Origin of the sequence: Brevundimonas sp. UBA7838, assembly GCF_002500885.1 — a bacterium.
Classification (GTDB): Bacteria; Pseudomonadota; Alphaproteobacteria; order Caulobacterales; family Caulobacteraceae; genus Brevundimonas; species Brevundimonas vesicularis_C.
Window position 1 is genome coordinate 1 of the sequence record NZ_DLTK01000025.1, and the last position, 22524, is coordinate 22524.

Sequence of the window (22524 nt, forward strand, 5' to 3'; positions counted from 1 at the left end):
GACCTCGACCGCGCCGCCGGCGTCGTCCAGCAGACGACGGACCTGGTCCACGGTCTTGCGCGGCACGATGACGCCGGGGCCGCCGGCCGCGCCCTCGGGCGCCGGGGTCTCGGCCAGGGCCAGGCGGTGGCCGTCGGTGGCGACGGCGCGCAACAGGGGAATGCCGGCCTCGGCGACCGTGTGAAGATAAAGGCCGTTCAGATAGTAGCGCGTTTCCTCGGTCGAGACCGCGAACCGGGTCTTGTCGATCAGGCGGGCCAGATCCTCCTTGGGCAGGACATAGGAGGCGCCGGCGCTGTCAGTGGACATGACGGGGAAGTCGCCCGCCGGCAGGACCGGCAGGTTGAAGCGCGACCGGCCGGCCGAGACGACCAGGCGGGGATCGTCGCCCGAATAGAGCAACGAGACCTCGGCGCCTTCCGGCAGCTTGCGCACGATCTCGTACAGGGTGTGGGCGGGAGCTGTGATTTGACCCTCGACCTGAACCTGGGCCTCGGCCTCGTCCACCATTTCCATGTCCAGATCGGTGGCGGCGAAGGCCAGCCGGTCGCGGCCCGCGCTCAGCAGGACGTTGGACAGGATCGGAATGGTGTTTCGACGTTCGACGACGCTCTGCACGTGGCCCAGGGCCTTCAGGAGCGCGGATCGTTCGATGGTCAGCTGCATGTCGTCTCGCCCGGCGCGGCCGACTCGCAAGGCGGCTGCGGTTAAGTGACCTGGGACACTAGCGGATTGCGCGGCGGGAGCAACGGGTCAGACCCGCTGCTCCACAGCTTCAGCCCCGCAGCTTGCGCGTCAGCGCCTCGACGTCGCGGGCGATCTGATCGTCCTGCGGCATCAGCTCCTCGATCTTGCGCACGCCGTGCAGGACCGTGGTGTGGTCGCGCCCGCCGAAACGGCGACCGATGTCGGGGTAGGAGCGGGTCGTGTGCTGCTTGCACAGATACATGGCGATCTGGCGCGGGCGGGCGACCGAACGGGTGCGGCGCTCGCTGAGCAGGTCGGCCTGTTTCATGTTGAAGTGGTCAGCGACCGTCTTCTGAATCTCGTCCACGGTGATGCGGCGCTCGGGCCCGCCGCGCATGGCCATGCCCAGCAGGGTCGAGGCTTCATCGACCGACACCGACGACAGGCGCGCGCCCGCAGCGGCGGCCAGGGTGTTCACGGCGCCCTCGAGCTCGCGCATCGAGCCGGGGGTGCGGTCCACCAGTTGGGCCAGGACCTCCGGGTTGGCCTCGCCCTGGACGACGCCCAGGGCCGACAGCGCCTTCAGACGATTCTGGGCCACGGCGATCTTCAACTCGCGGTCTCCTGCCTCGACCGGGCAGGTCAGGCCGGCGGCGAGGTGGCTGCGCAGGCGCGGCTCGACCTCGGTCAGGGCCATGGGCGCACGGTCGGCCGAGAAGACGATGCGCTTGCCGTCCTCGATCAGGGCGGTCAGCGTCGAGAGCAGTTCTTCCTGGGTCGACGTCTTGCCGCCCACGAACTGGACGTCGTCCAGCAGCAGCATGTCGGCCGAGCGCAGGCTTTCCTTGAAGGCGGCGGTCGAGCGGTCCTGCATCGCCTTGACGAAGGTCGACAGGAAGCGTTCGGCGGTCAGATAGACGACCTTGGCCTCGGGCCGCAGACGCTGGGCCTCCCAGGCGATGGCGTTCAGCAGGTGGGTCTTGCCATAGCCGTAGGGGCCGCAGAAGAAGACGGGGTTGAAGTGACCGTCGGCCCAGCTGGCCACCTGTTTGGCGATGGCCAGGGCAAAGGCGTTGCCCTGACCTTCGACGAAGCTGTCGAACGTCAGGCGATCCTGCAGACCGGCGGCGCGTACGGCGCGGGCGCCGTCAGCGCTGATCGGGGCGGCGGGAGCCATCTGCGGCGAGGCGGAGAAAGCGGCCAGGCGCGGGGCGGCGTCCACCACATTGCCCGGCATCACGGCCGAGGCTGGCGGCGCCGAACCCACTTCGGCGCGGCAGCGCACCTCGAGGCGGCGCGACAGGCCGTCCAGGCCCAGCCACAACTCGTTCATGCGACGCAGGGCGTTCTTGCGCACCCAGTCGCGAGCATAGGCGGTCGGGGTGACCAGGATCAGGTGGCCGGCGTTGTCCAGGCGGACGGCCGACGGGGCGATATAGGAGGAGAACGGGCCATCGCCGATTTCAGCGCGCAGGCGCACGGACGCCTCGCTCCAGATGCGGTCCGGATCCGTCAGTCCCGACGTCTTCGTTCCGCCTGCCATCGCCGTTGCGCCCCCAACCATCTTTGCCCGCCCACCTTAGAAGAACCATTCCGACCTTCCGCGCTTCAGGGCGATGGTTCAGGGACGACTTCTCCTGCGCCGAAAAGCGATGCTTTTCGGACGGGGTCTAACCTCTGAACAGACATCTCCCGCCGACGCGAAACATAGGCCTCGCGCCGTCTTCATCCGTGCTGGGATGGAAGTGCGTTAGAGGCCAAAACTTACGCTGCGAGCCGGGTGGGTCAACGCTGATTCGTTGGTCGATTCGCAGTTAAATTGTTTGACTCCGCCAAACCCTGACACCGCTTGGAATTTCGGAGAGATCGGGGCTCGTCGATCGCAGTTTTGAATTTTGACAGTTAGCGCTGCAACGCAAAACGGCGAAGGAGCTTGCGCGCCTTCGCCGTTGATATTGCTTTATAATCCCACAACGAAACAGCGACAGCTGCTCCGTCCGCTGTTGGATTAATTTTGGCTTAGGCGGCCGACAGCTTCTTCAGCTGGGCGGCCAGGCGCGAGACCTTGCGCGAGCCGGTGTTCTTGTGAACGACGCCCTTGGAGACGGCGCGCATCAGCTCGGACTGAGCCTCGATGAAGGCGGTCTTGGCGACGGCGGCGTCGCCGCCGGCCAGAGCTTCCTGGAACTTGCGCAGATAGGTGCGGACGCGCGAACGGCGCGCCTTGTTCACTTCGGTACGCGCTTCGATCTTGCGGATCGCCTTGCGGGCGCCGGGGTTGTTGGCCATGTCAAACCTTCGAACGGAAAACGCCGCGGAGCACACGTCCACGGCGCGGAAATCTCAAGAGGGCGGGCCTATAGCCGAAAGCCCGGAGGCGGTCAACGCGGAGTCTTCATCGCTGGACTCCGAGGTTGGGCCAAGACTGCTGTTTGAGCACGCCTTGCAGGCCGCCTTCAGAATGCAACCCAACAGTCTTTAACGCGCTGTGACCGGCTTTCCGTCGCAGGTTTTTGCATTCTGTTGAAAGCGCGCAACGCTTTCACTTTGTTCGTGAATTGTGTCGTTTTACGGCCATGTTTGTCCCGTCCTGACATGGGCTGAAATTATCTCCCGGATCGTCGTTCCATGACCCAGACCGCGCTTCTCCTGCTTGCGCTGGCCCCCGCCGCCGGTGTCGTCCAGCCTGTTCAGGCCCAAACCATCGAGGCCCAGCCGGTAGAAGCCCAGGCGCAGGTCCAGCAGGAAGAGCCGACGGTCGTTCTGCCAGACGTGGAGGTGACGGCGGCGCGGCGCGGAGTGGCCCTGGGCGGGCAGGAACCGATCGTCTCCTACGACGCCGCGCAGATCCAGGCGTTCGGCGCGACCAACATCGGCGAGCTGATCACCCTGCTGGAGGCCCAGACCCGCAGCGCGCGCGGCGGGTCTCCGGTCTTCCTGGTCAACGGACGGCGTATTTCGGGCTTTCGCGAGATCCGCGGCATTCCGCCCGAGGCCATCGAACGGTTCGACGTCCTGCCGGAAGAGACCGCGTTGTCGTATGGCTACAGCGCCAATCAGCGGGTGGTGAACATCGTGCTGAAGGCGGACTTCAAGTCCCTGACCGCCTCGGTCAACGTCAGCCGGCCTGAGCAGGGCGGTCGCACGACCACCGCCAACGAGAACAATGTCCTGCGCATCGCCGGCTCCGATCGCTGGTCGGTCGATATCAATGGCACGACCTCCAACACCCTGTTCGAGACCGAGCGCGACATCGACCGCAGCACGACTGCCGGCGGCGACAGCGAACTGGCTAGCGCCTATCGCACCCTGCTGCCCAAGACGGACGAGCTTTCGGTGTCGGGGACCTACAAGCACGACCTGAACGACAAGGTCGGCATGACGCTGAGCGGCAGCGTGGAGGACTCAAACAGCTTCAGCTACCACGGGCTGCCCAATGTTCAGCTGACCGTGCCGGGGACCAATCCGTTCTCGCCGACCGGCCAGGACGTCAATCTGTTCAGCTATCTGGATCTGCCCGACGCTCTGACGCGCAAGACCGATACCCGCACGGCCGAACTGGGCACGGTGTTCGACGGCTATGTCGGCGACTGGCGCTGGACGGCGACGGGCGAATACAGCCGCGTCGAGACCGACACCACGACGGGACGCGGCGTCGATGCGGATGCGCTGCAGGATCTCATCGCGGGCGATCTGACCGTCAATCCGTTCGGCGACCTGACCGACCGGGCTGTGGTGAGACCGCGCGACACCGCCAACTCCGTGGCCCAGACGGCGACGGCGGAACTGGTGCTGAACGGGCGTCCCTATGAGCTGCCGGCCGGCGACATTACCTCGACCATCAAGGTCGGGGCCGGCTATCAATCGCTTGACTCCGAGAGCCTGCGTTCGGGCGTGGCCGTGGATCGGTCGCAGTCGCGCAACGCAGGCAGCGTCCAGGCCAACTTCGATCTGCCGATCTCCAACGTCGAGCGCGGCGTCCTGTCCAAGATCGGCGACCTGTCGGCCAATCTGAACCTGGCCTACCAAGAACTGTCCGACTTCGGCGGCGTATCCTCGGTCGGGGCCGGGCTGAACTGGTCGCCGGTCGAGCGGCTGTCCTTCTCGGCCAACTATTCCGACGAGGGCAAGGCGCCGACGGTCCAGCAGCTGAACGACCCGACAGTATCGACTCCGAATACGCCGGTCTTCGACTTCCGGACCGGCCAGACCGTCGAGATCAACCGCATCACCGGCGGCGATCCCAATCTGCAGGCCGAGGATCGGCGTATCCTGAAGCTGGGCATGAACTGGCAGCCGGTGTCGGACAAGGATTTCCGCCTGAACCTGGCCTACACCCGCACCGAAGCGGACAACGAAATCTCCAGCTTCCCGGCCATCACGCCCGATCTGGAAGCGGCCCTGCCGGAGCGGTTCGATCGCGATGCGGACGGCAATCTGGTGTCCATCGACGCTCGTCCGCTGAACTTCTTCAAGCGCGAGCAGCAGGACGTACAGTGGGGTTTCAACTTCTCGCGCCCGTTCGGCAAGCCGAACCCGGCGGCTGCGGGTGGTCGTGGTCCGGGCGGACGCGGCGGTCCGGGCGGCGGCGGAATGATGATGATGGGCGGACCGGGCGGACCAGGCGGTCCTGGCGGCGGACGGATGCGCGGCGGGCGTGGATCGGGAATGCAGCCCGGCCAAGGCATCTTCAACCTGTCGCTGACCCACACCTGGCGTGTCCAGGACGAGGTCACCATTCGCGACGGTCTGGCGCCGCTGGATCTGCTGGACGGCGATTCCATCTCCGGCTCTGGCGGTCAGTCGCGCCATGAGGTCCAGCTTCAGACCGGCCTGTCCAGAAACGGTGTGGGAGCCTTCGTCAACGCCAACTGGCGCTCGGGCACGACGGTCAACGGCGACGCGCTGGGTTCGCCCGATCTGGACTTCTCGGGCCGGACCACGGTCAATCTGTTCGCCTTCGCCGACCTGACCCAACGCACGTCATGGGTCGAGCGCTTCCCGTTCCTGAAGGGCACGCGGATCGGCTTCGGCGTTCAGAACATCTTTGACGACCGCGTCTCGGTGACCAGCAGCGACGGCCAGACGCCGGTCAACTATCAGCGCGACTATCTGGACCCGCAGGGGCGCGTCTTCCGCATCAATCTGCGCAAGATCCTCTTCTAGAGGATCAGGGCCAGACGGTCGCCAAGGCGATCATCACGACGGCGGCGGCGAGCGCCAGGGGAAAGAAAAGACGGTCGGACATCGATCCGACCGTTACCCCGACCTGCGCGACGCGACAAGCAATGCCGAGGCCCGCGAGCCTTGACCGACTTCGGAGGGCGTCCTACCCCGAAAGGCCGTATTTCGAAGGACCGACCGAATGCCGCGCCTGATCCTGCTCCGCCACGGCCAGAGCCAGTGGAACCTCGAGAACCGTTTCACCGGCTGGGTCGATGTGGACCTGACGGCCGAAGGCGAGGCCCAGGCGCGTCGCGGCGGCGAACTGATCGCTGAGGCCGGGTTCAAGCCGACTGTGATGTTCACCTCGGTCCTGACGCGCGCCCAGCGCACCGGCGCACTGGCGTTGCAGTCGGCGGGCCTGACCGATGTGCCGGTGATCGAGGACTGGCGGCTGAACGAGCGCCACTACGGTGGTCTGACGGGTCTGAACAAGGCCGAGACGGCCCAGAAGCACGGCGAAGACCAGGTCAAGATCTGGCGGCGTAGCTATGATGTGCCGCCGCCCCCGCTGGCGCCCGGCGGCGAGTTCGATTTCAACGCCGACCCGCGCTACGCCGGCAAGGCCATTCCCGACACCGAAAGCCTGAAAACCACGCTGGACCGGGTGAAGCCCTATTGGGACGCCGAGATCGCGCCGCGTCTGAAGGCGGGCGAGGACGTGCTGATCGCCGCCCACGGCAACTCCCTGCGCGCCATCGTCAAACTTCTGTTCAACGTGCCGGACGATCAGATCGTCGGCGTCGAAATCCCGACCGGCAATCCGCTGGAGATCGATCTGGACGCGGACCTGAAGCCCATCGCCGCCCGCTACCTCGACGCCGCTCGCGCCGAGACATTGCCGACCGCATCATGAGCTGGAGCGAAGCCGACCAGGCCTTTATGGCCCAGGCGATCACCCTGGCGACCGGCCGGATGGGCGAGACCTGGCCCAACCCGGCGGTCGGCTGCGTCATCGTCAAGGACGGCCGGGTCATCGCCCAGGCCGCCACCGCGCCGGGCGGTCGTCCCCATGCCGAGGAGCAGGCCGTGCCGGCCGCCGGCGCGGATGTCGTGGGCTCGACCGTCTATGTCACGCTGGAACCCTGCGGCGCGCGGTCGTCGGGCCGCAAGTCCTGCGCCCACTTCCTGACCGAGGCGGGCGTGGCGCGGGTCGTGATCGCCTGTATGGACCCGTCGCCGTTCGCGGCCGGACGCGGCACCGAGCGGCTGCGCGCGCAAGGGCTGACGGTCGAGACCGGCCTGATGTGCGAAGAGGGCGCGGCCCTGTGCGAAGGCTTCCTGCACCGACTGGAAACCGGCCGCCCGATGGTGCGCATCAGCGAAGACGGCGCCGGGTTCGACGGCCGGTTCGTCGCCTCGCCCAAGGCCGATCTGGTCACCGAGCTGAAACGTCTGGGCGAAGCGGGCTACACGCGCCTGTGGACCGGGCCGGGCGAGCTGGCCGAGGCCCTTCAGGCCCAGGGGCTGCTGACCGTCTGAGGCGGCTTCGCCGTTCAAAGGTTTCTTAAGTCAGGGCGCGTAATGTGCCCTGATGGCCCTCGCCGCTGAACCCCTCGTGAGAAAGCGCCTGACGCAGGCGGAGCTGGACGTTATCTGCGCCCGGCACGATCGGCTGTTCCAGGCCCGACCCGGCGGCGCCCGCGCGGTCTTCGCCTGGATGGACCTGTCGGGCCTCAGCCTGAAGGGCCGCAATCTGGCCGACGCCGATTTCGCCGCCGCCTGTCTGGAAGGCTGCGATCTGACCGGGGCCAAGCTGGACAACGCCAACTTCTTCGGCGCGGACATGCAGGATGCGATCCTGGCCGAGGCCAGCCTGCGCCGCTCCGACCTGCGCGGCGCCTGCCTGCGCGGGGCGGACCTGTCGGGGGCCGATCTGTTCGAGGCCGACCTGCGCGAGGGCACCATCGCGGCCGCCGACGCCAGATTGGGCTTCAAAGTCATCGAACCGCGCCACCGCGACGAGACCGAGGCCAGCGGCGCCTGCTTGGCCGGCGCCAATCTTCAACGCTCCAAGATGGCCGGCGTCATCGCGGTGAAGGCCGACTTCTCCGGCGCGGTGATGAAGGACTGCAAGCTCGTGCGGGCCAATCTGAAACAGGCGGATTTCCGCGGGGCCGACCTGGCCGGCGCGGATCTGTCAGGGGCGGACCTGTCGGGCGCGGACCTTCGCGACGCCATCCTTGTGGGCTGCAAGACGACCATGTGGCGCGCCGACGGCGCCGACATGCAGGGCGCCCTGACCGACAACAAGTCGTCCTGCGAGTCCGTGGAAAAAATGCCAGCCGCCGAGATGCTGCGTGAACATGCGCGCTGGTGCGAGACCGGCGGCGCGGAAGGACAGCCGTCGGTCTTCAACGGCGTCGACCTGCGTCCGCTGAAGTCGATCACGGGCCTGAATCTGACCGCCCTGTCGGCCAAGGGCGCGGTCTTCTACGGCCTGGATATGGAGGGGGTGCAGCTGCAGGGCGCCCAGCTCGACAACGCCGACCTGCGCTCGGCCAAACTGCGGCGCGCCGACCTGCGTGGCGCGCGCCTTCGGGGTGCGCGACTGAACGGAGCGGACATGCGCGAGGCGCAACTTGGCCCGCTTCTGATCGCCGCTGATCGCCTGATGCCGGCCGATCTGACGGGCGCTGTGCTCCGCGGCGCGGACCTGTCTGGCGCCGACCTGAAGCGCGCCGTCCTAACCGGCGCCGATCTGGGCCGTGCAACGCTGCACGGCGCCCAGACCCGTCAGGCCGACCTGACCGACGCCAATCTGGCGGGCGTGCGCGGCCTGACCATCGATCAGGCCGCTTGAAGCCTTAGGCCAGCGCCTTCAGCTGATCGACCAGATCGGTCTTTTCCCAGCTGAAACCGCCATCCGCGTCCGGCTCGCGGCCGAAGTGGCCGTAGGCGGTTGTGCGGGCGTAGATCGGCTTGTTCAGTTGCAGGTGCTGGCGGATCGCACGCGGCGTGGCGCCGCCGATCAGGTCCAGAATTTTGTCTTCCAGAACGGCTTCGGAAATCTTGCCGGTGCCGTGCAGATCGACGTGGATCGACTGGGGCTTGGCCACGCCGATGGCGTATGAAATCTGGATCGTGCAGCGGTCGGCCAGGCCGGCGGCGACGACGTTCTTGGCCAGGTAACGGCAGGCATAGGCCGCCGAACGGTCCACCTTGGTCGGATCCTTGCCCGAGAAGGCGCCGCCGCCGTGGGGCGCCGCGCCGCCGTAGGTGTCGACGATGATCTTACGGCCGGTCAGGCCGGCGTCGCCGTCCGGTCCGCCGATCTCGAAGATGCCGGTAGGGTTGATGTGCCAGACGGTGTTCTCGTCGGTGAAGCCTTCCGGCAGCACTTCCAGAATGATCGGTTTGACCAAGGCTTCGACCTCGGCCCCCTTGCCCGCCACATGCTGGGTCGAAAGCACGATCGATGCGGCGCGCTTGGGTTTGCCGTCCTCGTATTCAATTGTCACCTGGCTCTTGGCGTCCGGCTCAAGCAGCGAGCCGCCGGCGTGGCGGACCTCGGCCAGGCGCTTCAGGATGTTGTGGCTGTACTGCAGGGTCGCCGGCATCAGCTCAGGCGTCTCGTTCGACGCATAGCCGAACATGATCCCCTGATCGCCTGCGCCCTCGTCCTTCTCGTTGGTTGAGTCGACGCCGACCGCGATGTCGGCCGATTGGGCGTGCAGGAAGCAGGAGTAGTCCGCCGTCTCCCAGTGGAAGCCGTCCTGCTCATAGCCGATGTCCTTGACCGCGGCGCGGACCAGCGGCTCCAGGCTGTCGATGATGCTCTGGGTGAAGGCTTCGTTCTGTTCTTTGGTGTTGCCCGGCTGGGTGGCGCGAACCTCGCCGGCCAGCACGATGCGCTGGGTCGTCACCAGGGTCTCGCACGCCACGCGCGCCTCGGGATCCTTGGCCAGGAAGGCGTCCACGACCGTGTCGGAGATGCGGTCCGCGACCTTGTCTGGGTGGCCTTCGGAAACGCTTTCCGAGGTGAAGAGGAAGGAAGAACGAGCGGCCAAGAGAGGCTCCTGTCAGTGTCAGACCGACAGACATATAAAGATATGCTTATATGTTCAAGTGATCTAACGCAGCGCCCAGCCGCCAGAAACTGCTTTGCGGCGTAAGCATATCGGCTGACTCCCCCTCATTTTAGGGTAAACAGGCCCAAGGGGGTCCCCATGCCAGAAGGCCTGACGACGAGAGAGAGCGAATGTGTCCGCCTGGCCGGCCAGGGTCTTGAGGACAAGGAAATCGCTGCGCGCCTGCGTATCTCGCCGCGCACGGTCGGCAATCACCTGCATCGCGCCTATGCCAAGCTGGGCGTTTCGGACCGCAAACTGGCGGCCAGGCGACTGAGTATTGGCTACTCAGAGGCGTCGACACTCATTCCCGACACCGGCCCCAATACGCTCAATGATCCCACGTCGGCCGAACAGTCGGACGATGCGGTTTCCGACCCAACGACTTCCTGGCTTCTGCCTGCGCCTCCTCGGGGCGCTCTGGCGAGAGTGGGGATCATCGTCGCCGGGGCCGCCATCGCCCTTCTGTTCGCCATCGGGATCGTGACGGCGGGCATGGTGGTTCCATCCCTTTTCGACCGGCTTGCTCCCGCTGAAATGCGCTGACCAAACGGCTTAAAGGAAGGTGAGCCAATGAAGAACATGCACGTCGGCGTCCGCGTGGCACGGCAGGTCAGAACCGCAGAACACGCCGTCGATCAGGCGATGATCGAGGTCAGCCGCTTGGTTCAGACCGCGTTGGAAGGTCGGGTCGAGGCGCGTCTGGCGGCCGAGGTTGGACAGGAAGCGCTGGCCAATATGGTGCGCGGTCTAAGCCAACTGGCCGAGGTTCGTAGCGCCGTCATCGCCAGTCACTGCGAACTGGCCCATGTCGCCGACGACCATCAGGTCGGCTGGCATATGGATGGCGCGCAAGAAGACAAGACGGTCAAACCCACTGGGTTCGCACCGGTTCTCGCCGTCGCCGCTTGATCGCGGCCATCGGAATGGGGTCGCCGCTGTCCTTGTTTCTGGTGGGTCTGACCTACGGCGTCATGGCGCTTCTGCTCTGGAAGGGTCGTATGCCGGAGCGGATCGCCTTGGTCGCTCTGGTCGTCCTCAACTGGGGCACGCCATTGGTCGATCACCTGTTCATCGGGCATTTCCGGTGGGGGGTGGCGATCCTGTCGGTGTCCATGTTCTGTCTGCTGGTCGGTCTGGCGCTCCGTTACGACCGATGGTGGCTGCTTCTCGCCGCCGGCGCCCAGCTCATCGCGGTTTCGACCCATCTGGCCGGCATCGCCGGCTCCGACGCCCTGCTGTGGTCGATCGTATCGACCCGAATGGTCGTCTGGTTCGAGCTCCTGCTCCTCGCCCTCTTGGGCGTCTGGGAGGCCCAGTGCGCCCCCTACGCCCGTCCCAAATCAGCGCCCGGATCGATCCGGGCGCTACAGAAAGTCTGAATGTCATGAACACCCAAACCACCCCCGCCTTCATGCCGCTTTTCCGCTCGTGGCTGGAAACGGCCAATCTGGCGAAACAGGTCGTATCGTCATCGCTGTCCGCCAGCGGCGAGAACCTGCTTGTCGAACTGGATCTGGCGCCGATGGAAGCGGCGGAAACCACGCTTCTCGATCACGCCCCGACCTCGGCCGTCGAGGCGGTCTGCATGATCGAGATTATCCGCCAAAGCCTGTCCGACGCCGGCCGCTCGGACGGACGAGATGCTCGTGCCTTGGATGCCATCCAGTCGTGGCTGGCAGGCGCGGCTCTCGAGGGCGCCGACCATCGCGATGAGGTTGAGCAGTTGCTGAAAAGCGCCAGCAACCGGGCCTGATCAGCCGCGCAGGCCCTTGGCCACGGCCAAAAGGGCGTCGCGCTGGGCGGCGTCCTTGATGCCGCGGAAAGCCGCCAGCAGTTCGGCGACCCCGGGAGCGGCCAGCGCCAGCTCGTCGCCCTCGGCCGTTTCCAGTTCGCCCAGCAGGGCCGCGCCGGTCGATTTCAGCACCGAAGCGATCTGCAGCAGGCGGGCGGCCGAGACGCGGTTCACGCCCCGCTCGTACTTCTGGATCTGCTGGAAGGTCACGCCTGCGCCGGCGGCCAACTGCGCCTGGGTGATGCGCAGTTCCTCACGACGGGTGCGGATGCGTCCGCCGATGGCGATGTCTACGGGATCAACTGCGTCGTTCATGTCGGCCTGCGGGCATAGATAATGCGGCGCCATGGCCCCAAAACACCGACCCCGTCAAGCCAAAGCTGCTTAGCTAGGGATTGCTACGTGCATTGCAGGTGACGATTCTACCTTGAGGATATATTTCGGCGATCTAGACGCCGCCTCCCGCGCGAACCGCGCTCGGAGAAGTGGTGCCGCTTAGGTGACTCGAACACCTGACCCCATCATTACGAATGATGTGCTCTACCGGCTGAGCTAAAGCGGCCCGGTTGCAACGGACGAAGCTGTCCGCGCGAGACGGGGTCTTTATACGGCCGGATCGCGCTTGCCAAGCGCGGTGTTCAAGATCGTGAGCAATGAGGTCTCGTCGGGCGATTTTGCCACAACGGGCGTCAGGCCCAGCGCGGCGAGCGGGGCCGCGGCGGCGGGAGAGATGCAGGCGAGGACGGCTTGGGCCAGGACGTCGTGATAAAGCTTGGCGAGGGCTTGTCCGGCGCGGGGGGAGTGGATCAGAACGGCGTCGAACAGCGCGGGCGCCGCAGCTGGCATTTCGATGGCGCGATACACCGTTAGCGACTGGATCGACACATTGCGGGCGCCGGCGGCGGTGAGGGTGGCGGTGAAATCGCCGGCGGGGGTTTCGGCCTGAGGGACCAGGACATCGGCGTTGGCGATGGCGTTGGCGATCAGGCGGGCGAGGGCGTGCAGGTCGCCGGAAGCGGAGCGGACATCGGCGAAGCCCGCATCATGGGCGGCCTGGGCGGTCGCATCGCCGACGGCGAATACCGGACGGTCGCGGCGGGGCGTCAGAGCGGCGAAGGCGGCCACGCCGTTGATGCTGGTGAAGGCCAAGGCGGCGAACGACGCCAGATCGGGAACGGGAGGCGTCAGCGTTTCGAGGCTCAGCAGGGGCGCGACGATCGGCTCGAACCCCATGTCGCGCAGGCGGGCGGCGGTGCGTGGGGCGCCCGGTTCGGCGCGGGTGATCCAGACTCGTGTCGGCGGAACGTTCATCCGTCCAGGGTCGCGGGATCGACTTCCTGATCACCGGCCGAGGCGTGGACCTCTCCGCCCAGGCGTTGGCCCAGTGCGCGCGCGTCGGCTTCGGTCGGTTGGAAAAGATCGCCGACACGCCGCCAGCGGGCGGACCCATCCGGGCTGAGCATCTCGGTGGTCAGGTGCAGGGTGTCGTGTTCGATGCGGGCAAAGGCGCCGACGGCGGTGCGGCACGACCCCTCCAGCGCCGTCATGGCGCCGCGCTCGGCGGCGATGCACAGGGCGGTCTCGGGATGGTTCAGGGCGGCGACCCATTGGGCGTTTAGGGGCGCGTCGATGTCGGCGGCGCGGGTCTGGATCGCCAGGGCGCCCTGGCCCGGCGCCGGCAGGAAGGCGTCCAGAGACAGCTTCTCGCGGATATGGTCGGTGACGCCCAGACGCGTCATGCCCGAGACGGCTAGAAGGATCGCGTCGAAGTCGCCCTCGGCCGCGCGGCGCAGGCGGGTGTCGATGTTTCCGCGCAGCATCTCGACCTTCAGGTCCGGCCGCAGGGCCAGCGCCTGGGCCTGCCGTCTCAGGCTGGCGGTGCCCAGGCGCGCGCCGAAGGGCAGGGCGTCGAAACTGTCGAAGTCACGGCTGATGAAGGCGTCGCGGGCGTCCTCGCGCTCGGGGATGGCGGCGATGCACAGGCCGTCGGGCTGTTCGGCGGGGACGTCCTTCATCGAATGGATGGCGATGTCGATCCGGCCGGCCAGAAGGGCCTCCTCGATCTCCTTGGTGAACAGAGCCTTGCCGCCGACTTCCAGCAGGCGGCGATCCTGGATGCGGTCGCCGGTGGTGACGATCTCGACCAGAGGAACGGCCGTCTCGATCTCTCCCTCGGGCACGTTCAGGGCGCGGCCGATGGCGCGCTGCATCATGCCGGATTGGGCGAGCGCCAGCTTGGAGCGCCGGGTGCCGATGCGGAGAGGAAAGGTCATGAGCGTTGCGCACCGGTCGCCGGGTCGCTACCTCGACCCGATGGAGATGTCCGCCGACTATAGCAGCGGCGCCGATGCGGCAACTGGACGGGATGTCCCCCCTCGTCCCGGTCCGCTGACGGTGCTGGGCCTGGAGACCAGCTGCGACGAGACCGCCGCCTCGGTCGTGCGCCTGACGGGCGGTCGGGCGGAGGTGTTGTCCTCCGTGGTTCACAGCCAGATCGACGACCATGCGGCCTATGGCGGCGTGGTGCCCGAGATCGCGGCCCGCAGCCATGTCGAGATGATCGCCGAGGTCACGCGCCGCGCGATGGCAGAGGCGGACATGGACTATGACGGGCTGGACGGGATCGCGGCGACGGCCGGGCCGGGTCTGGTCGGCGGGGTCATGGTGGGCCTCAGCTTCGGCAAGGCGGCGGCGCTGGCGCGCGGCCTGCCGTTGATTGCGGTCAACCATCTGGAGGGTCATGCGGTGTCCGCCCGACTGGGAGCGGAAGTCGCCTATCCCTTCCTGCTGCTGCTGGTCTCGGGCGGCCATTGCCAGCTTCTGGAGGTGCGTGGCGTCGGTGACATGAGCCGGATCGGCGCCACCATCGACGACGCGGCCGGCGAGGCCTTCGACAAGATCGCCAAGGCCTTGGGCCTGGGTTATCCGGGCGGACCGGCGTTGGAACGATTGGCCATGCAAGGCGACGGGTCGAAGATCGATCTGCCGCGCGCCCTCTTGGGCCGCAAGGATTGCGACTTCTCCTTCTCGGGCCTGAAGACGGCGGCCTTCCGTATCGCCCAGACCTGCGAGACCGAGCAGGACAAGGCGGATCTGGCCGACGCGGTGCAAAACGCCATCGCCCGCCAACTTTCGGATCGGTCGGAACGGGCGCTGGCCGCTTATGCCGAAACCCACGAGCACCGGCTTTTCGTCGTCGCGGGCGGGGTCGCGGCCAACAAGACCATCCGCGCGACCTTGCAGGCGACGGCGGCGAAATACGGCTTCGACTTCCTGGCGCCGCCCATGGCCTATTGCACCGACAATGCGGCGATGATCGCCCTGGCGGGGGCGGAACGGCTGGCGCTGGGCCTGACCAGCGACATTGACGTCGTCGCCCGGCCGCGATGGCCGCTGGACGAAGCGCGCGCCCTGTCCGATCCTTCTCACAAGCCGGGCCGCAAGGGCGCCAAGGCGTGAACGATAAACAAGCCTCGGGAGGGCGTATGGAATTTCGCACGGCAGGGGTCATCGGCGCGGGCGCCTGGGGCACGGCTCTGGCGCAGGTGTGCGTTCGGGCCGGACTGGACACAACCTTGCAGGCGCGCGAGCAGCAGTTGGTCGAGACGATGCGGGCGACGCGAGCCAACGACCTGTATCTGCCTGGCGTGCCGCTGGCCGAAGACCTGAAATTCACCGCCGATCTGGCTGATCTGGGCGACTGCGACGTGATCCTGGCGGTGCCGCCGGCCCAGCATATGCGCGCCACGCTGACGGCGTTTGCGCCCCACTATCGCGCCGGCGTGCCGGTGGTGCTGTGCTCCAAGGGGGTCGAGCGCGGCACGATGAAGCTGATGACCGAGGTGCTTGCCGAGACCCTGCCGGACGCTCCCGCCGCCGTCCTGTCCGGCCCCAGTTTCGCGGGCGAGGTGTCGCGCGGCCTGCCGACCGCCGTGACCTTGGCCTGCGCCGATCAGGGGCTGGGCGAGGCCTTGCTGAACACCCTGTCGGCGCCGGGCTTCCGGCCCTATCTGGCGACCGATCTGGTGGGCGCCGAGGCGGGTGGCGCGCTGAAGAACGTCTTGGCCATCGCCTGCGGCATCTCCGAGGGGCGCCAGTTGGGCCGCAGCGCACACGCCGCCTTGATCACGCGCGGCTTTGCGGAAATGACCCGCCTCGCCGTCGCCATGGGGGGGCAGGCGGAGACGGTGGCGGGCCTATGCGGCCTGGGCGACCTCGTCCTGACATGCTCCAGCCCCCAGTCGCGCAACATGAGCCTGGGTCTGGCCCTGGGTCAGGGACAGACGGTCGAACAGGCCCTGGCCGGCAAACGGTCGGTGGCGGAAGGCTATGAAAGCGCGCCGGCGGTTCGCGAACTGGCCGCGCGTCTGGGCGTGGAAATCCCGATTTCGGAAGGGGTCGCCGCGCTGCTGGCCGGCGAGATCGATGTCGATGGTCTGATCGACGGCCTGCTGTCGCGCCCGTTGAAGGCCGAACGTGTCTGAAGCGGCCGAGGCGCCGGGCGAGCGCAAACGGGTCTGGAAGACGCCGCCCGGCGTGGCCCTGTGCGCCGAGGGCGACATCGCCGACCCCGGCTCGCGCGGCTTCGTGCTGCAGATCGGCGAGGCCTTCTTCCACGGCTTCGTGGTCAGGAAGGACGGTCAGGTCGCGGGCTGGGTCGATCGCTGCCCGCACGCCGGCTTTCCGATCGCGATGGAGATCGACCGCTATCTGACGCCGGACGGCGCGCTGATCCTGTGCGGCTGGCATGGGGCGGTGTTCGAACCGCTGACCGGCGAATGCAAGGGCGGCCCCTGCGCGGGCGGGCGGCTGACACCTTGGCCGGTGGCGGCCTCTGGCGGGATCGTCAGAACGGCCTGAGGCGCTTCAGCGCGCCAGCTTGCCCTTGGACTTTCCGGCGCTGAACACGACGTCGGGATCCGGTTTCTTGATGTCGATGCTGGTGTGGCTCAGCACAGACAGGATGTAGCGGCCGATGTTCAGGCGCGCCGTCTTCTTGTCGTCGGTGGCGACGACGGTCCAGGGCGCATAGTCGCGGTCGGTCTCGTCCAGCATCCGGTCGCGAGCGTCGGAATAGGCGTCGAACCGCGCTTCGGCCTCGGCGTCCAGCGACGACAGCTTGAACTTCTTCAACGGATCCTCGCGGCGTTCCTTGAGCCGCTTCGCCTGCTCCTTGCGCGAGATGTCCAGCCAGATCTTGATCAGGATGATCCCGTCGTCGGTCAGCATCCGTTCGAAGCGCGGGGCGTCGGTCATGAACTGGGCGTACTGCTCGGGCGTGCAATAGCCCATGACCGGCTCGACCCCGGCGCGGTTGTACCAGGACCGGTTGAAGATCACCGTTTCGCCCGCCGCCGGCAGGTGCGGGACATAGCGCTGGACATACCACTGGCTGGTCTCGCGGTCGCTGGGTTTGGGCAGTGCGATGACGCGGGTCTGGCGCGGCGACATATGTTCGGTCAGGCGCTTGATCGCGCCGTCCTTGCCGGCGGTGTCGCGCCCCTCCAGCACGATGACCACGCGCGAGCCATGCTCGATGCTCCAGGCCTGGGTCTGGACGATGGCCAGCTGGATCTGTTCCAGCTCGGCGTCATAGGCGTCGGATTTCTTTCCCATAGCAAGAGAGTGGGCCGAGGGCCGGCAGAGAGCAAGGGCGAGGGAGCCGACTGCGAAGCTGGGCGTTAAGGCGCCGGGCCCGTCCGGCCTCCGAGGGGCCGAATGAAGCGCGATCTGGCGGACATGTGGAATCTGGTGTGGGAGCTGGCGCTGCTGGTCTGCGCCGGCTTTGCGTTGTTGAACGCCTTCGCTCCGCCCCAGGACCTGCCGTGGAAGCCGCTGGATCTGGATCGTCCGCTGGGCCGCGCGACCACCGCAAAGGTCGCCGCCTTCGATGTGCCGACCGCCGCCACGCCCGAGGCCGTCGAAGGCGCGACCGAGGCCTGTATGCAGGCGCTGCGCAATGCGGGGGTTCAGGTCGAACGCGCGCCCGACCGCGACGACGGCGGCTTCTGCGTGGTGCGCGGGGCGGTGCGGATCACGGGCGGCGAGGTGACGCCGCTGGCCCCCGCCGATGTCGTCATGCAGTGCCCGCTGGCGGTCCGCTACGTTATCTGGGATCGACAGGTGCTGCGCCCGGCCTCGCGAGACATTCTGGGCTCGGCGCCCGCGCGGGTGGAGAACTACGGCACCTATTCATGCCGCCGCATCTACGGCTCGCAGGACGAGGCCGAGCGGCCCAGCGAACATGCCAAGGCCAATGCGCTGGATGTCGCAGCGGTGACCTTGAAGGACGGTCGGACCGTCAGCGTTCTGAACGATTGGCGCGGCGATGGGCCCGCAGGCGAGCCGGGCGGCCGCTTCCTGCACGCCTTGCGCGACGGGGCCTGCCAGCTGTTCTCGACGGTGTTGACCCCCGACTACAACGCCGCCCACGCCAACCATCTCCACATCGACGGGGCTGCGCGGGGCCTCTGTCGTTAAGCCTGAATGCGTCCGGTGCGACTCGCTTTGCTGTTGACCGTCTGGAAAAGCCGGGTGACAACATCGCTGCAGTCCGGATTTCGCGTGGGGTCCAAACCCGCGTTTCGCTCCTTCGCCTGAACGAGCTGTCCAGATGGATTGTCGGGTCACCTCGAGGGGGATCCGCCTGGAAAAGCGCGTTTACGGAGACGCAGACATGGCGACCGGCACGGTCAAGTGGTTCAACCCCACCAAGGGCTACGGCTTCATCCAGCCCGATAGCGGCGGCTCCGACGTGTTCGTTCACGTCACCGCCGTTCAGAAGGCCGGACTTCAGGGCCTCGATGAGAACGCCAAGGTCGAATACGAGCTGGAAAACCAGCGCGGCAAGACTTCGGCGATCGACCTCAAGGTTCTTTAAGTCGATCCAGCCTTCAAGGCTTAGAGGCGGGCGCGGGAGTTTCTCCCGCGCCCGTTTTGTTCTTTTTGGGCTACCGCGCCTCGCGCTACTTGAGCCCGTTTGATGCGTCATGCGGCTTGGTCTCGGCGGCTTGGACGGTCTTGGTGCGCTGCGACCGCTGCGCCAGGACGATGGCGCCCAGCACCAGGGCGCCGCCCAGGGCCTGAACTGACGTCAGGGTCTCGCCGAAGATCCACCAGCCCAGCAGGCCCGCGACAACAGGCTGGATCAGGATGGTCACGGCCGTGACCGAGGCGGGCAGTTTGCCCAGCGCCCAGGCCACGCCGCCTTGGCCGAAGACGTGCATCACGCCCATGGCCACGCAGGCGGCCCAGCCGGCCGATCCGGCGGGGATGACAGCCTCGCCCAGCGCCAGGGCGACGATCAACAGCAGGGGCGCGCCCAGCAGCGTCGCCCAGAAGGTCACCCGCATCGCGCCGGCCGTGCGCCGTGCCGCCTGCACCGCCAGAAAATAGCCCGAGTACCAGACCGCCACCGACAGGGAGAACAGGTCGCCCAGCAATGGATTGGTCCCCTGTCCGCCGTCCGCGCTCGCCGCCATGGCGAAGGCGCCGCCCATGGCCAGGGCCAAGGCTAGGATGAACAGCCGGTGCGGCCGCTCCTTTAGCACAAACCAGCCGAACAGGGTCACGACGACCGGCGTCAGGTTGCACAGCACCGTGGCGTTGGCGACCGAGGTCATGACGATGCCGTAGTGCCAGAAGCTGAGGTCCAGGGCGAAGAACAGGCCCGCCAGCAGCGCCCATTTCGACGGCGCGCCGACGCCGCCCGGTTCGCGCGACGCCAAGATCGTCAGCAGGGGCAGGGCGAACAGGAACCGCCAGAACCCCGCCGCCGCCGGTCCCGTCTCGGTCAACCGCACCAGAATGGGCGCAAGGCCCAGCACGCTGGCGGCGATCAGCAGAACGATCAGCGCAAAGGCGCGCGAGGAGAGACGAAAGGCCAGGGCGGACATGGCCCGGCTCTTACGACGCCCTGCGACCTGACGCCACAGGCGCCGTCACGCCACGCCTTACAGGAGTGGATCGATCCGCGCTCGCAACACGACGCTGAGGCCCGGCGCGCGATTGCGATAGTCGATCGTCCCGTCCAGCTGACCGACCAGGCTCTTGATCATCATCGAGCCGAACCCCTTGCCGGCCAGATGCCCGCCGGCGCCCTCGTCCTCCACCGTCATGCGGAAGAAGGCGCCGTCTTCCTGGAAGGCGATCCGCAGCGGACCAGGCTTGCCGCCATAGGCGTATTTCTGGGCGTTGATGATCAGTTCCGTCAGGATCAGGCCGATGGTGATGGCGCGCCCTGGCTCGATGCAGACCGGGTCCAGATCGGTTTCGATGGCGGCGGCCCAGTCGGGCCCCATGCTGGAGCCCAGATCGCCGATCAGCTCGCCGATATAGCGGCTCATGTCGATGGTCGTGACCTGATCGCTCAGATACAGCCGGCTGTGGACCCCAGAGACGGCGCGCACGCGACGTCGCGCCTCGTTCAGCGCGGTCGCGGCCGAGCCGCCCGCCTGTTCTCGCGCCTGAAGGCCCAGGAAGCTGGACACCAGCGTCAGGCTGTTCTGAACCCGGTGGTTCACCTCGCGGATCAGATACTGCTGCTGTTCCAGCCGCAGGTCGCGCTCGGACAGGCGGTCCTGTAGCGATCGGTTCAGCCGTCGGATCTGATGGACCGCGGCGTAGTCGGCCAGCGCGTCCCTCAGCCGAGCGGCGGATTCCACGGCGGCGGGGCCCCAGCGGTGCGCGCGGCCCGAGACGGTGTCCGACCAGCTCTCGAACGAGGCGCGGGGCGTCAGAATGGCGTTGGGGCCAGTCTTCTCCGCCGTTGCGGGATTGCCGGCCCAGCGCACCGTTTCCAGCACCTCCGAACGGAACCACAGCAGCGACACCGGCTGATCCAGAGGCAGGGTCACCGCCAGCAGACCGCTGGCGTGTGTCTTCCAGGCCTCGGCGGCGGGCAGAACCGAGGCCAGGTTGTGCGACGAGACGGGGCGCAGGCCCGGCCGTCCCGCCGCCCAGGCGGCGATGTCGCGTATGCCGTCTTTGGGCGGTGTATGGCCAAAGGTCTGGATATCGCCGTCGCTGACGATGGCCAGACCGTCCGCGCTGGTCAGCTGCATCAGGGCGTCGGCCTTTTCGCCCAGCGCCTCTCGCATCGGCCGGTCTGGCGACAGCCGTGAAAGCAGTTCGTCCTCCATCCGACGCAGGCGCGTGCGCTCGCGATAGAGGTCAGCGTCGGTCTTGGACTTCAGCTGTCGCGCCAGATTACGCGCCAGGGCCGTGCAGCCCACGCGCAACTCATAGGGCAGCAGCTTAGGTGAGGCGTTGTGGCAGGCCACCAGCCCCCACAGGGCGTCATCGACGATGATCGAAACCGAAGCCGAGGCCCGAACGTCCATGTTGCTCAGATATTGCAGGTGGATCGGGGACACGGAGCGCAGGCCGCTGTCGCTCATGTCCAGCGGCGCCTCGCCAGGCGCGATGGGGCGCAGAGGCTGGGGCGTATAGCGGCTGTCGGGAATGACCCGCACGGGGTTGCGCAGATAAAGGGCGCGCGCCTGCTGCGGGATGTCGGTGGCGGGGAAATGGTGATTCAGGAAGGAGCCGGACCCATCGGCGCGGCTTTCGGCGACGACCTGACCCGCCTCGTCGTCCTGGAAGCGATAGATCATCACCCGGTCGAAACCGGTCAGGCGACGGAAGGCGTCCGCCGCCCGCTCGCACACCGTCTGGATCGTCACCGCCCGTTCCAGCGCGGCGCCGGCGGCGTCCAGGTTGGCGATCAGATCGACGCCGAGGCGGGCCTGCTGCGAGCTCTGCTCGACCTCGATGATCATCAGATCGTTGATCGTGCCAGAAGTCGTTCCCGGCGTACGATGCACCACGACGTCGTATTCCAGACGATTGGTCGCGCGCCAACGACAGGCGAAGCCGGCCTCCTGATGCGCGGCCATGGCGCGTACGGCCCGGTCGGCGACATCGCCCAACACGTCGGCGACGGTGCGATCGATCCAGACCTTGCGGCCCGTCAACTCCTCGATCGCGCCCGCCCCCTGGCGGAGGGTCAGGGATTGCAGATCCAGCACCAGCATGAAGCCGTGCGGCTGGATCGATTGAGGAATGTGGATCTGCTCGCGGTCGCACTCATTCAGCGCGGCGTCGGCCAGGTCGAGCGTCTCGGTCATGCCGCGGCCTCCTGCGGCTGGGGTTGCAAGGTGCGGTGGGCGAAGGCGAAGCCGTCTACGCCGCCCTTCACCACCCGATCGATCGTGACGTGGCCGCTAACGCAGGCCCGGTCCAGCAAATCCATGAAGGCGCGCCAGCGTGCGCCGGTCTCTTCGCCATAAGGATCCAGAAAGCCGAGGCCGTCCAGATCGCGACCCTCGGCTGCCAGCCGGCGTCGAATGATCCGACCGCCCAGCATCGACCCTTCGGCCACATAGACCCAGCCCAGGGCTTCGCCGGCCGAGGCGGGCGCAGCCGGGCGCGCCGGCGGAGGAACGCGCTGGTCCAGTATCGTCAGGTCCTGGGCGATCCCGTTCGCGCGTGATCGCGGTTCGAAGCTGGCGTCCAGTTCGGCGTTCAACCCCGCCACAAGCGGATGACTGAGCGGCTCCAGTCCGGCATGGAAGCGGTAAAACGCCGCCACGGTCGCCGCCCGCGTGGCGTGGTCCGACAGACGCGGCTCGATCCGGGCCTGGACTTCCAGGGTTTCGTGGGCTGAGGCGGTGGCTTCCCGAAGAGCGAGAAGGGCAGGGGAAGCGATCATGGGGCTCAGATTAACACACTGTCTTGTCTTGTCGATTT

24 protein-coding genes and 1 tRNA gene are annotated in these 22524 nt (G+C 67.2%); 13 read left to right on the forward strand and 12 right to left on the reverse strand.

All coding sequences use genetic code 11. The features are described 5' to 3' along the window. The 3 genes from dnaN to rpsT all read right to left on the reverse strand — a co-directional run. On the reverse strand, positions 1-666 hold a 666-nt coding region (gene dnaN, locus B3T77_RS01145), incomplete at its 3' end, for a DNA polymerase III subunit beta (protein ID WP_292076313.1). Positions 667-775: 109 nt separating this feature from the next. Next, complete coding sequence (gene dnaA / locus B3T77_RS01150; protein ID WP_369814631.1) at positions 776-2251, reverse strand: chromosomal replication initiator protein DnaA; 1476 nt, start codon at positions 2249-2251, stop codon at positions 776-778. Between the two features lie 455 nt (positions 2252-2706). Next, positions 2707-2976 (reverse strand): 30S ribosomal protein S20, encoded by a 270-nt coding sequence (gene rpsT / locus B3T77_RS01155; RefSeq protein ID WP_017505938.1) that lies wholly within the window; start codon positions 2974-2976, stop codon positions 2707-2709. A gap of 339 nt (positions 2977-3315) precedes the next feature. Between rpsT and B3T77_RS01160 the strand changes: the two genes are divergently transcribed. The 4 genes from B3T77_RS01160 to B3T77_RS01175 all read left to right on the forward strand — a co-directional run bounded on the left by B3T77_RS01160 (position 3316) and on the right by B3T77_RS01175 (position 8713). Next, entirely contained in the window at positions 3316-5853 is a 2538-nt protein-coding gene (locus B3T77_RS01160) for a TonB-dependent receptor plug domain-containing protein (protein WP_292076321.1), read from the forward strand. Between the two features lie 199 nt (positions 5854-6052). Beyond that, entirely contained in the window at positions 6053-6766 is a 714-nt protein-coding gene (gpmA, locus tag B3T77_RS01165) for a 2,3-diphosphoglycerate-dependent phosphoglycerate mutase (RefSeq protein WP_174086032.1), read from the forward strand. Further along, positions 6763-7392, forward strand: coding sequence for a bifunctional diaminohydroxyphosphoribosylaminopyrimidine deaminase/5-amino-6-(5-phosphoribosylamino)uracil reductase RibD (locus B3T77_RS01170; RefSeq protein WP_174086034.1), 630 nt, complete (start codon positions 6763-6765; stop codon positions 7390-7392). Before gpmA ends, B3T77_RS01170 begins: the two co-directional genes overlap by 4 nt. A gap of 52 nt (positions 7393-7444) precedes the next feature. Continuing rightward, a complete protein-coding gene (locus B3T77_RS01175; protein WP_292076327.1) occupies positions 7445-8713 on the forward strand; it encodes a pentapeptide repeat-containing protein in 1269 nt (422 codons plus the stop codon). Between the two features lie 4 nt (positions 8714-8717). On the opposite strand, the gene metK is transcribed toward B3T77_RS01175, so the two are convergent. Then, the gene (gene metK / locus B3T77_RS01180; protein WP_292076329.1) at positions 8718-9920 is read right to left on the reverse strand and encodes a methionine adenosyltransferase; all 1203 of its coding nucleotides are present in this window, start codon (positions 9918-9920) and stop codon (positions 8718-8720) included. Between the two features lie 159 nt (positions 9921-10079). Between metK and B3T77_RS01185 the strand changes: the two genes are divergently transcribed. Genes B3T77_RS01185 through B3T77_RS01200 form a run of 4 tightly spaced genes read left to right on the forward strand, consistent with a single transcriptional unit; the run spans position 10080 to position 11736 of the window. After that, positions 10080-10526, forward strand: a complete 447-nt coding sequence (locus B3T77_RS01185) for a helix-turn-helix domain-containing protein (RefSeq protein WP_292076331.1) — start codon at positions 10080-10082, stop codon at positions 10524-10526. 27 nt (positions 10527-10553) lie between these two features. Next, entirely contained in the window at positions 10554-10892 is a 339-nt protein-coding gene (locus B3T77_RS01190) for a hypothetical protein (RefSeq protein WP_200932903.1), read from the forward strand. A 14-nt stretch (positions 10893-10906) separates the two neighbouring features. Further along, positions 10907-11362: a hypothetical protein gene (locus B3T77_RS01195; protein ID WP_165118435.1), complete on the forward strand. Its 456-nt coding sequence runs from the start codon at positions 10907-10909 to the stop codon at positions 11360-11362. 5 nt (positions 11363-11367) lie between these two features. Continuing rightward, positions 11368-11736, forward strand: coding sequence for a hypothetical protein (locus B3T77_RS01200; protein WP_292076340.1), 369 nt, complete (start codon positions 11368-11370; stop codon positions 11734-11736). Here B3T77_RS01200 and B3T77_RS01205 read toward each other — a convergent pair whose 3' ends face one another. The 4 genes from B3T77_RS01205 to hemC all read right to left on the reverse strand — a co-directional run bounded on the left by B3T77_RS01205 (position 11737) and on the right by hemC (position 14048). Further along, complete coding sequence (locus tag B3T77_RS01205) at positions 11737-12090, reverse strand: helix-turn-helix domain-containing protein (RefSeq protein WP_292076342.1); 354 nt, start codon at positions 12088-12090, stop codon at positions 11737-11739. Positions 12091-12261: 171 nt separating this feature from the next. After that, positions 12262-12337 (reverse strand) — tRNA-Thr (locus tag B3T77_RS01210). A gap of 41 nt (positions 12338-12378) precedes the next feature. Then, the gene (locus tag B3T77_RS01215; protein ID WP_292076343.1) at positions 12379-13086 is read right to left on the reverse strand and encodes a uroporphyrinogen-III synthase; all 708 of its coding nucleotides are present in this window, start codon (positions 13084-13086) and stop codon (positions 12379-12381) included. Continuing rightward, positions 13083-14048, reverse strand: a complete 966-nt coding sequence (gene hemC / locus B3T77_RS01220) for a hydroxymethylbilane synthase (protein WP_292076345.1) — start codon at positions 14046-14048, stop codon at positions 13083-13085. Before hemC ends, B3T77_RS01215 begins: the two co-directional genes overlap by 4 nt. A gap of 46 nt (positions 14049-14094) precedes the next feature. Here hemC and tsaD point away from each other — a divergent pair, with 46 nt between their 5' ends. Genes tsaD through B3T77_RS01235 form a run of 3 tightly spaced genes read left to right on the forward strand, consistent with a single transcriptional unit; the run spans position 14095 to position 16635 of the window. Next, positions 14095-15234 (forward strand): tRNA (adenosine(37)-N6)-threonylcarbamoyltransferase complex transferase subunit TsaD, encoded by a 1140-nt coding sequence (gene tsaD / locus B3T77_RS01225; RefSeq protein ID WP_409514545.1) that lies wholly within the window; start codon positions 14095-14097, stop codon positions 15232-15234. A 26-nt stretch (positions 15235-15260) separates the two neighbouring features. Beyond that, positions 15261-16259, forward strand: a complete 999-nt coding sequence (locus tag B3T77_RS01230; RefSeq protein WP_292076350.1) for an NAD(P)H-dependent glycerol-3-phosphate dehydrogenase — start codon at positions 15261-15263, stop codon at positions 16257-16259. Then, on the forward strand, positions 16252-16635 hold the full coding sequence (locus tag B3T77_RS01235; protein ID WP_161639442.1) for a Rieske (2Fe-2S) protein: 384 nt from the start codon (positions 16252-16254) through the stop codon (positions 16633-16635). Before B3T77_RS01230 ends, B3T77_RS01235 begins: the two co-directional genes overlap by 8 nt. A 6-nt stretch (positions 16636-16641) precedes the next feature. On the opposite strand, the gene ppk2 is transcribed toward B3T77_RS01235, so the two are convergent. Next, on the reverse strand, positions 16642-17391 hold the full coding sequence (gene ppk2 / locus B3T77_RS01240) for a polyphosphate kinase 2 (protein ID WP_292076355.1): 750 nt from the start codon (positions 17389-17391) through the stop codon (positions 16642-16644). Between the two features lie 102 nt (positions 17392-17493). Here ppk2 and B3T77_RS01245 point away from each other — a divergent pair, with 102 nt between their 5' ends. Both B3T77_RS01245 and B3T77_RS01250 read left to right on the forward strand, forming a co-directional pair. After that, a complete protein-coding gene (locus B3T77_RS01245; protein WP_292076357.1) occupies positions 17494-18255 on the forward strand; it encodes an extensin family protein in 762 nt (253 codons plus the stop codon). 196 nt (positions 18256-18451) lie between these two features. After that, positions 18452-18655, forward strand: a complete 204-nt coding sequence (locus B3T77_RS01250) for a cold-shock protein (protein ID WP_017505920.1) — start codon at positions 18452-18454, stop codon at positions 18653-18655. Between the two features lie 85 nt (positions 18656-18740). Here B3T77_RS01250 and B3T77_RS01255 read toward each other — a convergent pair whose 3' ends face one another. From B3T77_RS01255 to B3T77_RS01265, 3 genes are read right to left on the reverse strand one after another with little or no spacing between them, the layout of a single operon-like run. Then, a complete protein-coding gene (locus B3T77_RS01255) occupies positions 18741-19670 on the reverse strand; it encodes a DMT family transporter (protein WP_292076359.1) in 930 nt (309 codons plus the stop codon). 57 nt (positions 19671-19727) lie between these two features. Continuing rightward, on the reverse strand, positions 19728-21902 hold the full coding sequence (locus tag B3T77_RS01260; protein WP_292076361.1) for a histidine kinase dimerization/phosphoacceptor domain -containing protein: 2175 nt from the start codon (positions 21900-21902) through the stop codon (positions 19728-19730). Then, the gene (locus B3T77_RS01265; RefSeq protein ID WP_292076363.1) at positions 21899-22486 is read right to left on the reverse strand and encodes a biliverdin-producing heme oxygenase; all 588 of its coding nucleotides are present in this window, start codon (positions 22484-22486) and stop codon (positions 21899-21901) included. Before B3T77_RS01265 ends, B3T77_RS01260 begins: the two co-directional genes overlap by 4 nt. Between the last annotated feature and the right edge of the window lie 38 nt (positions 22487-22524).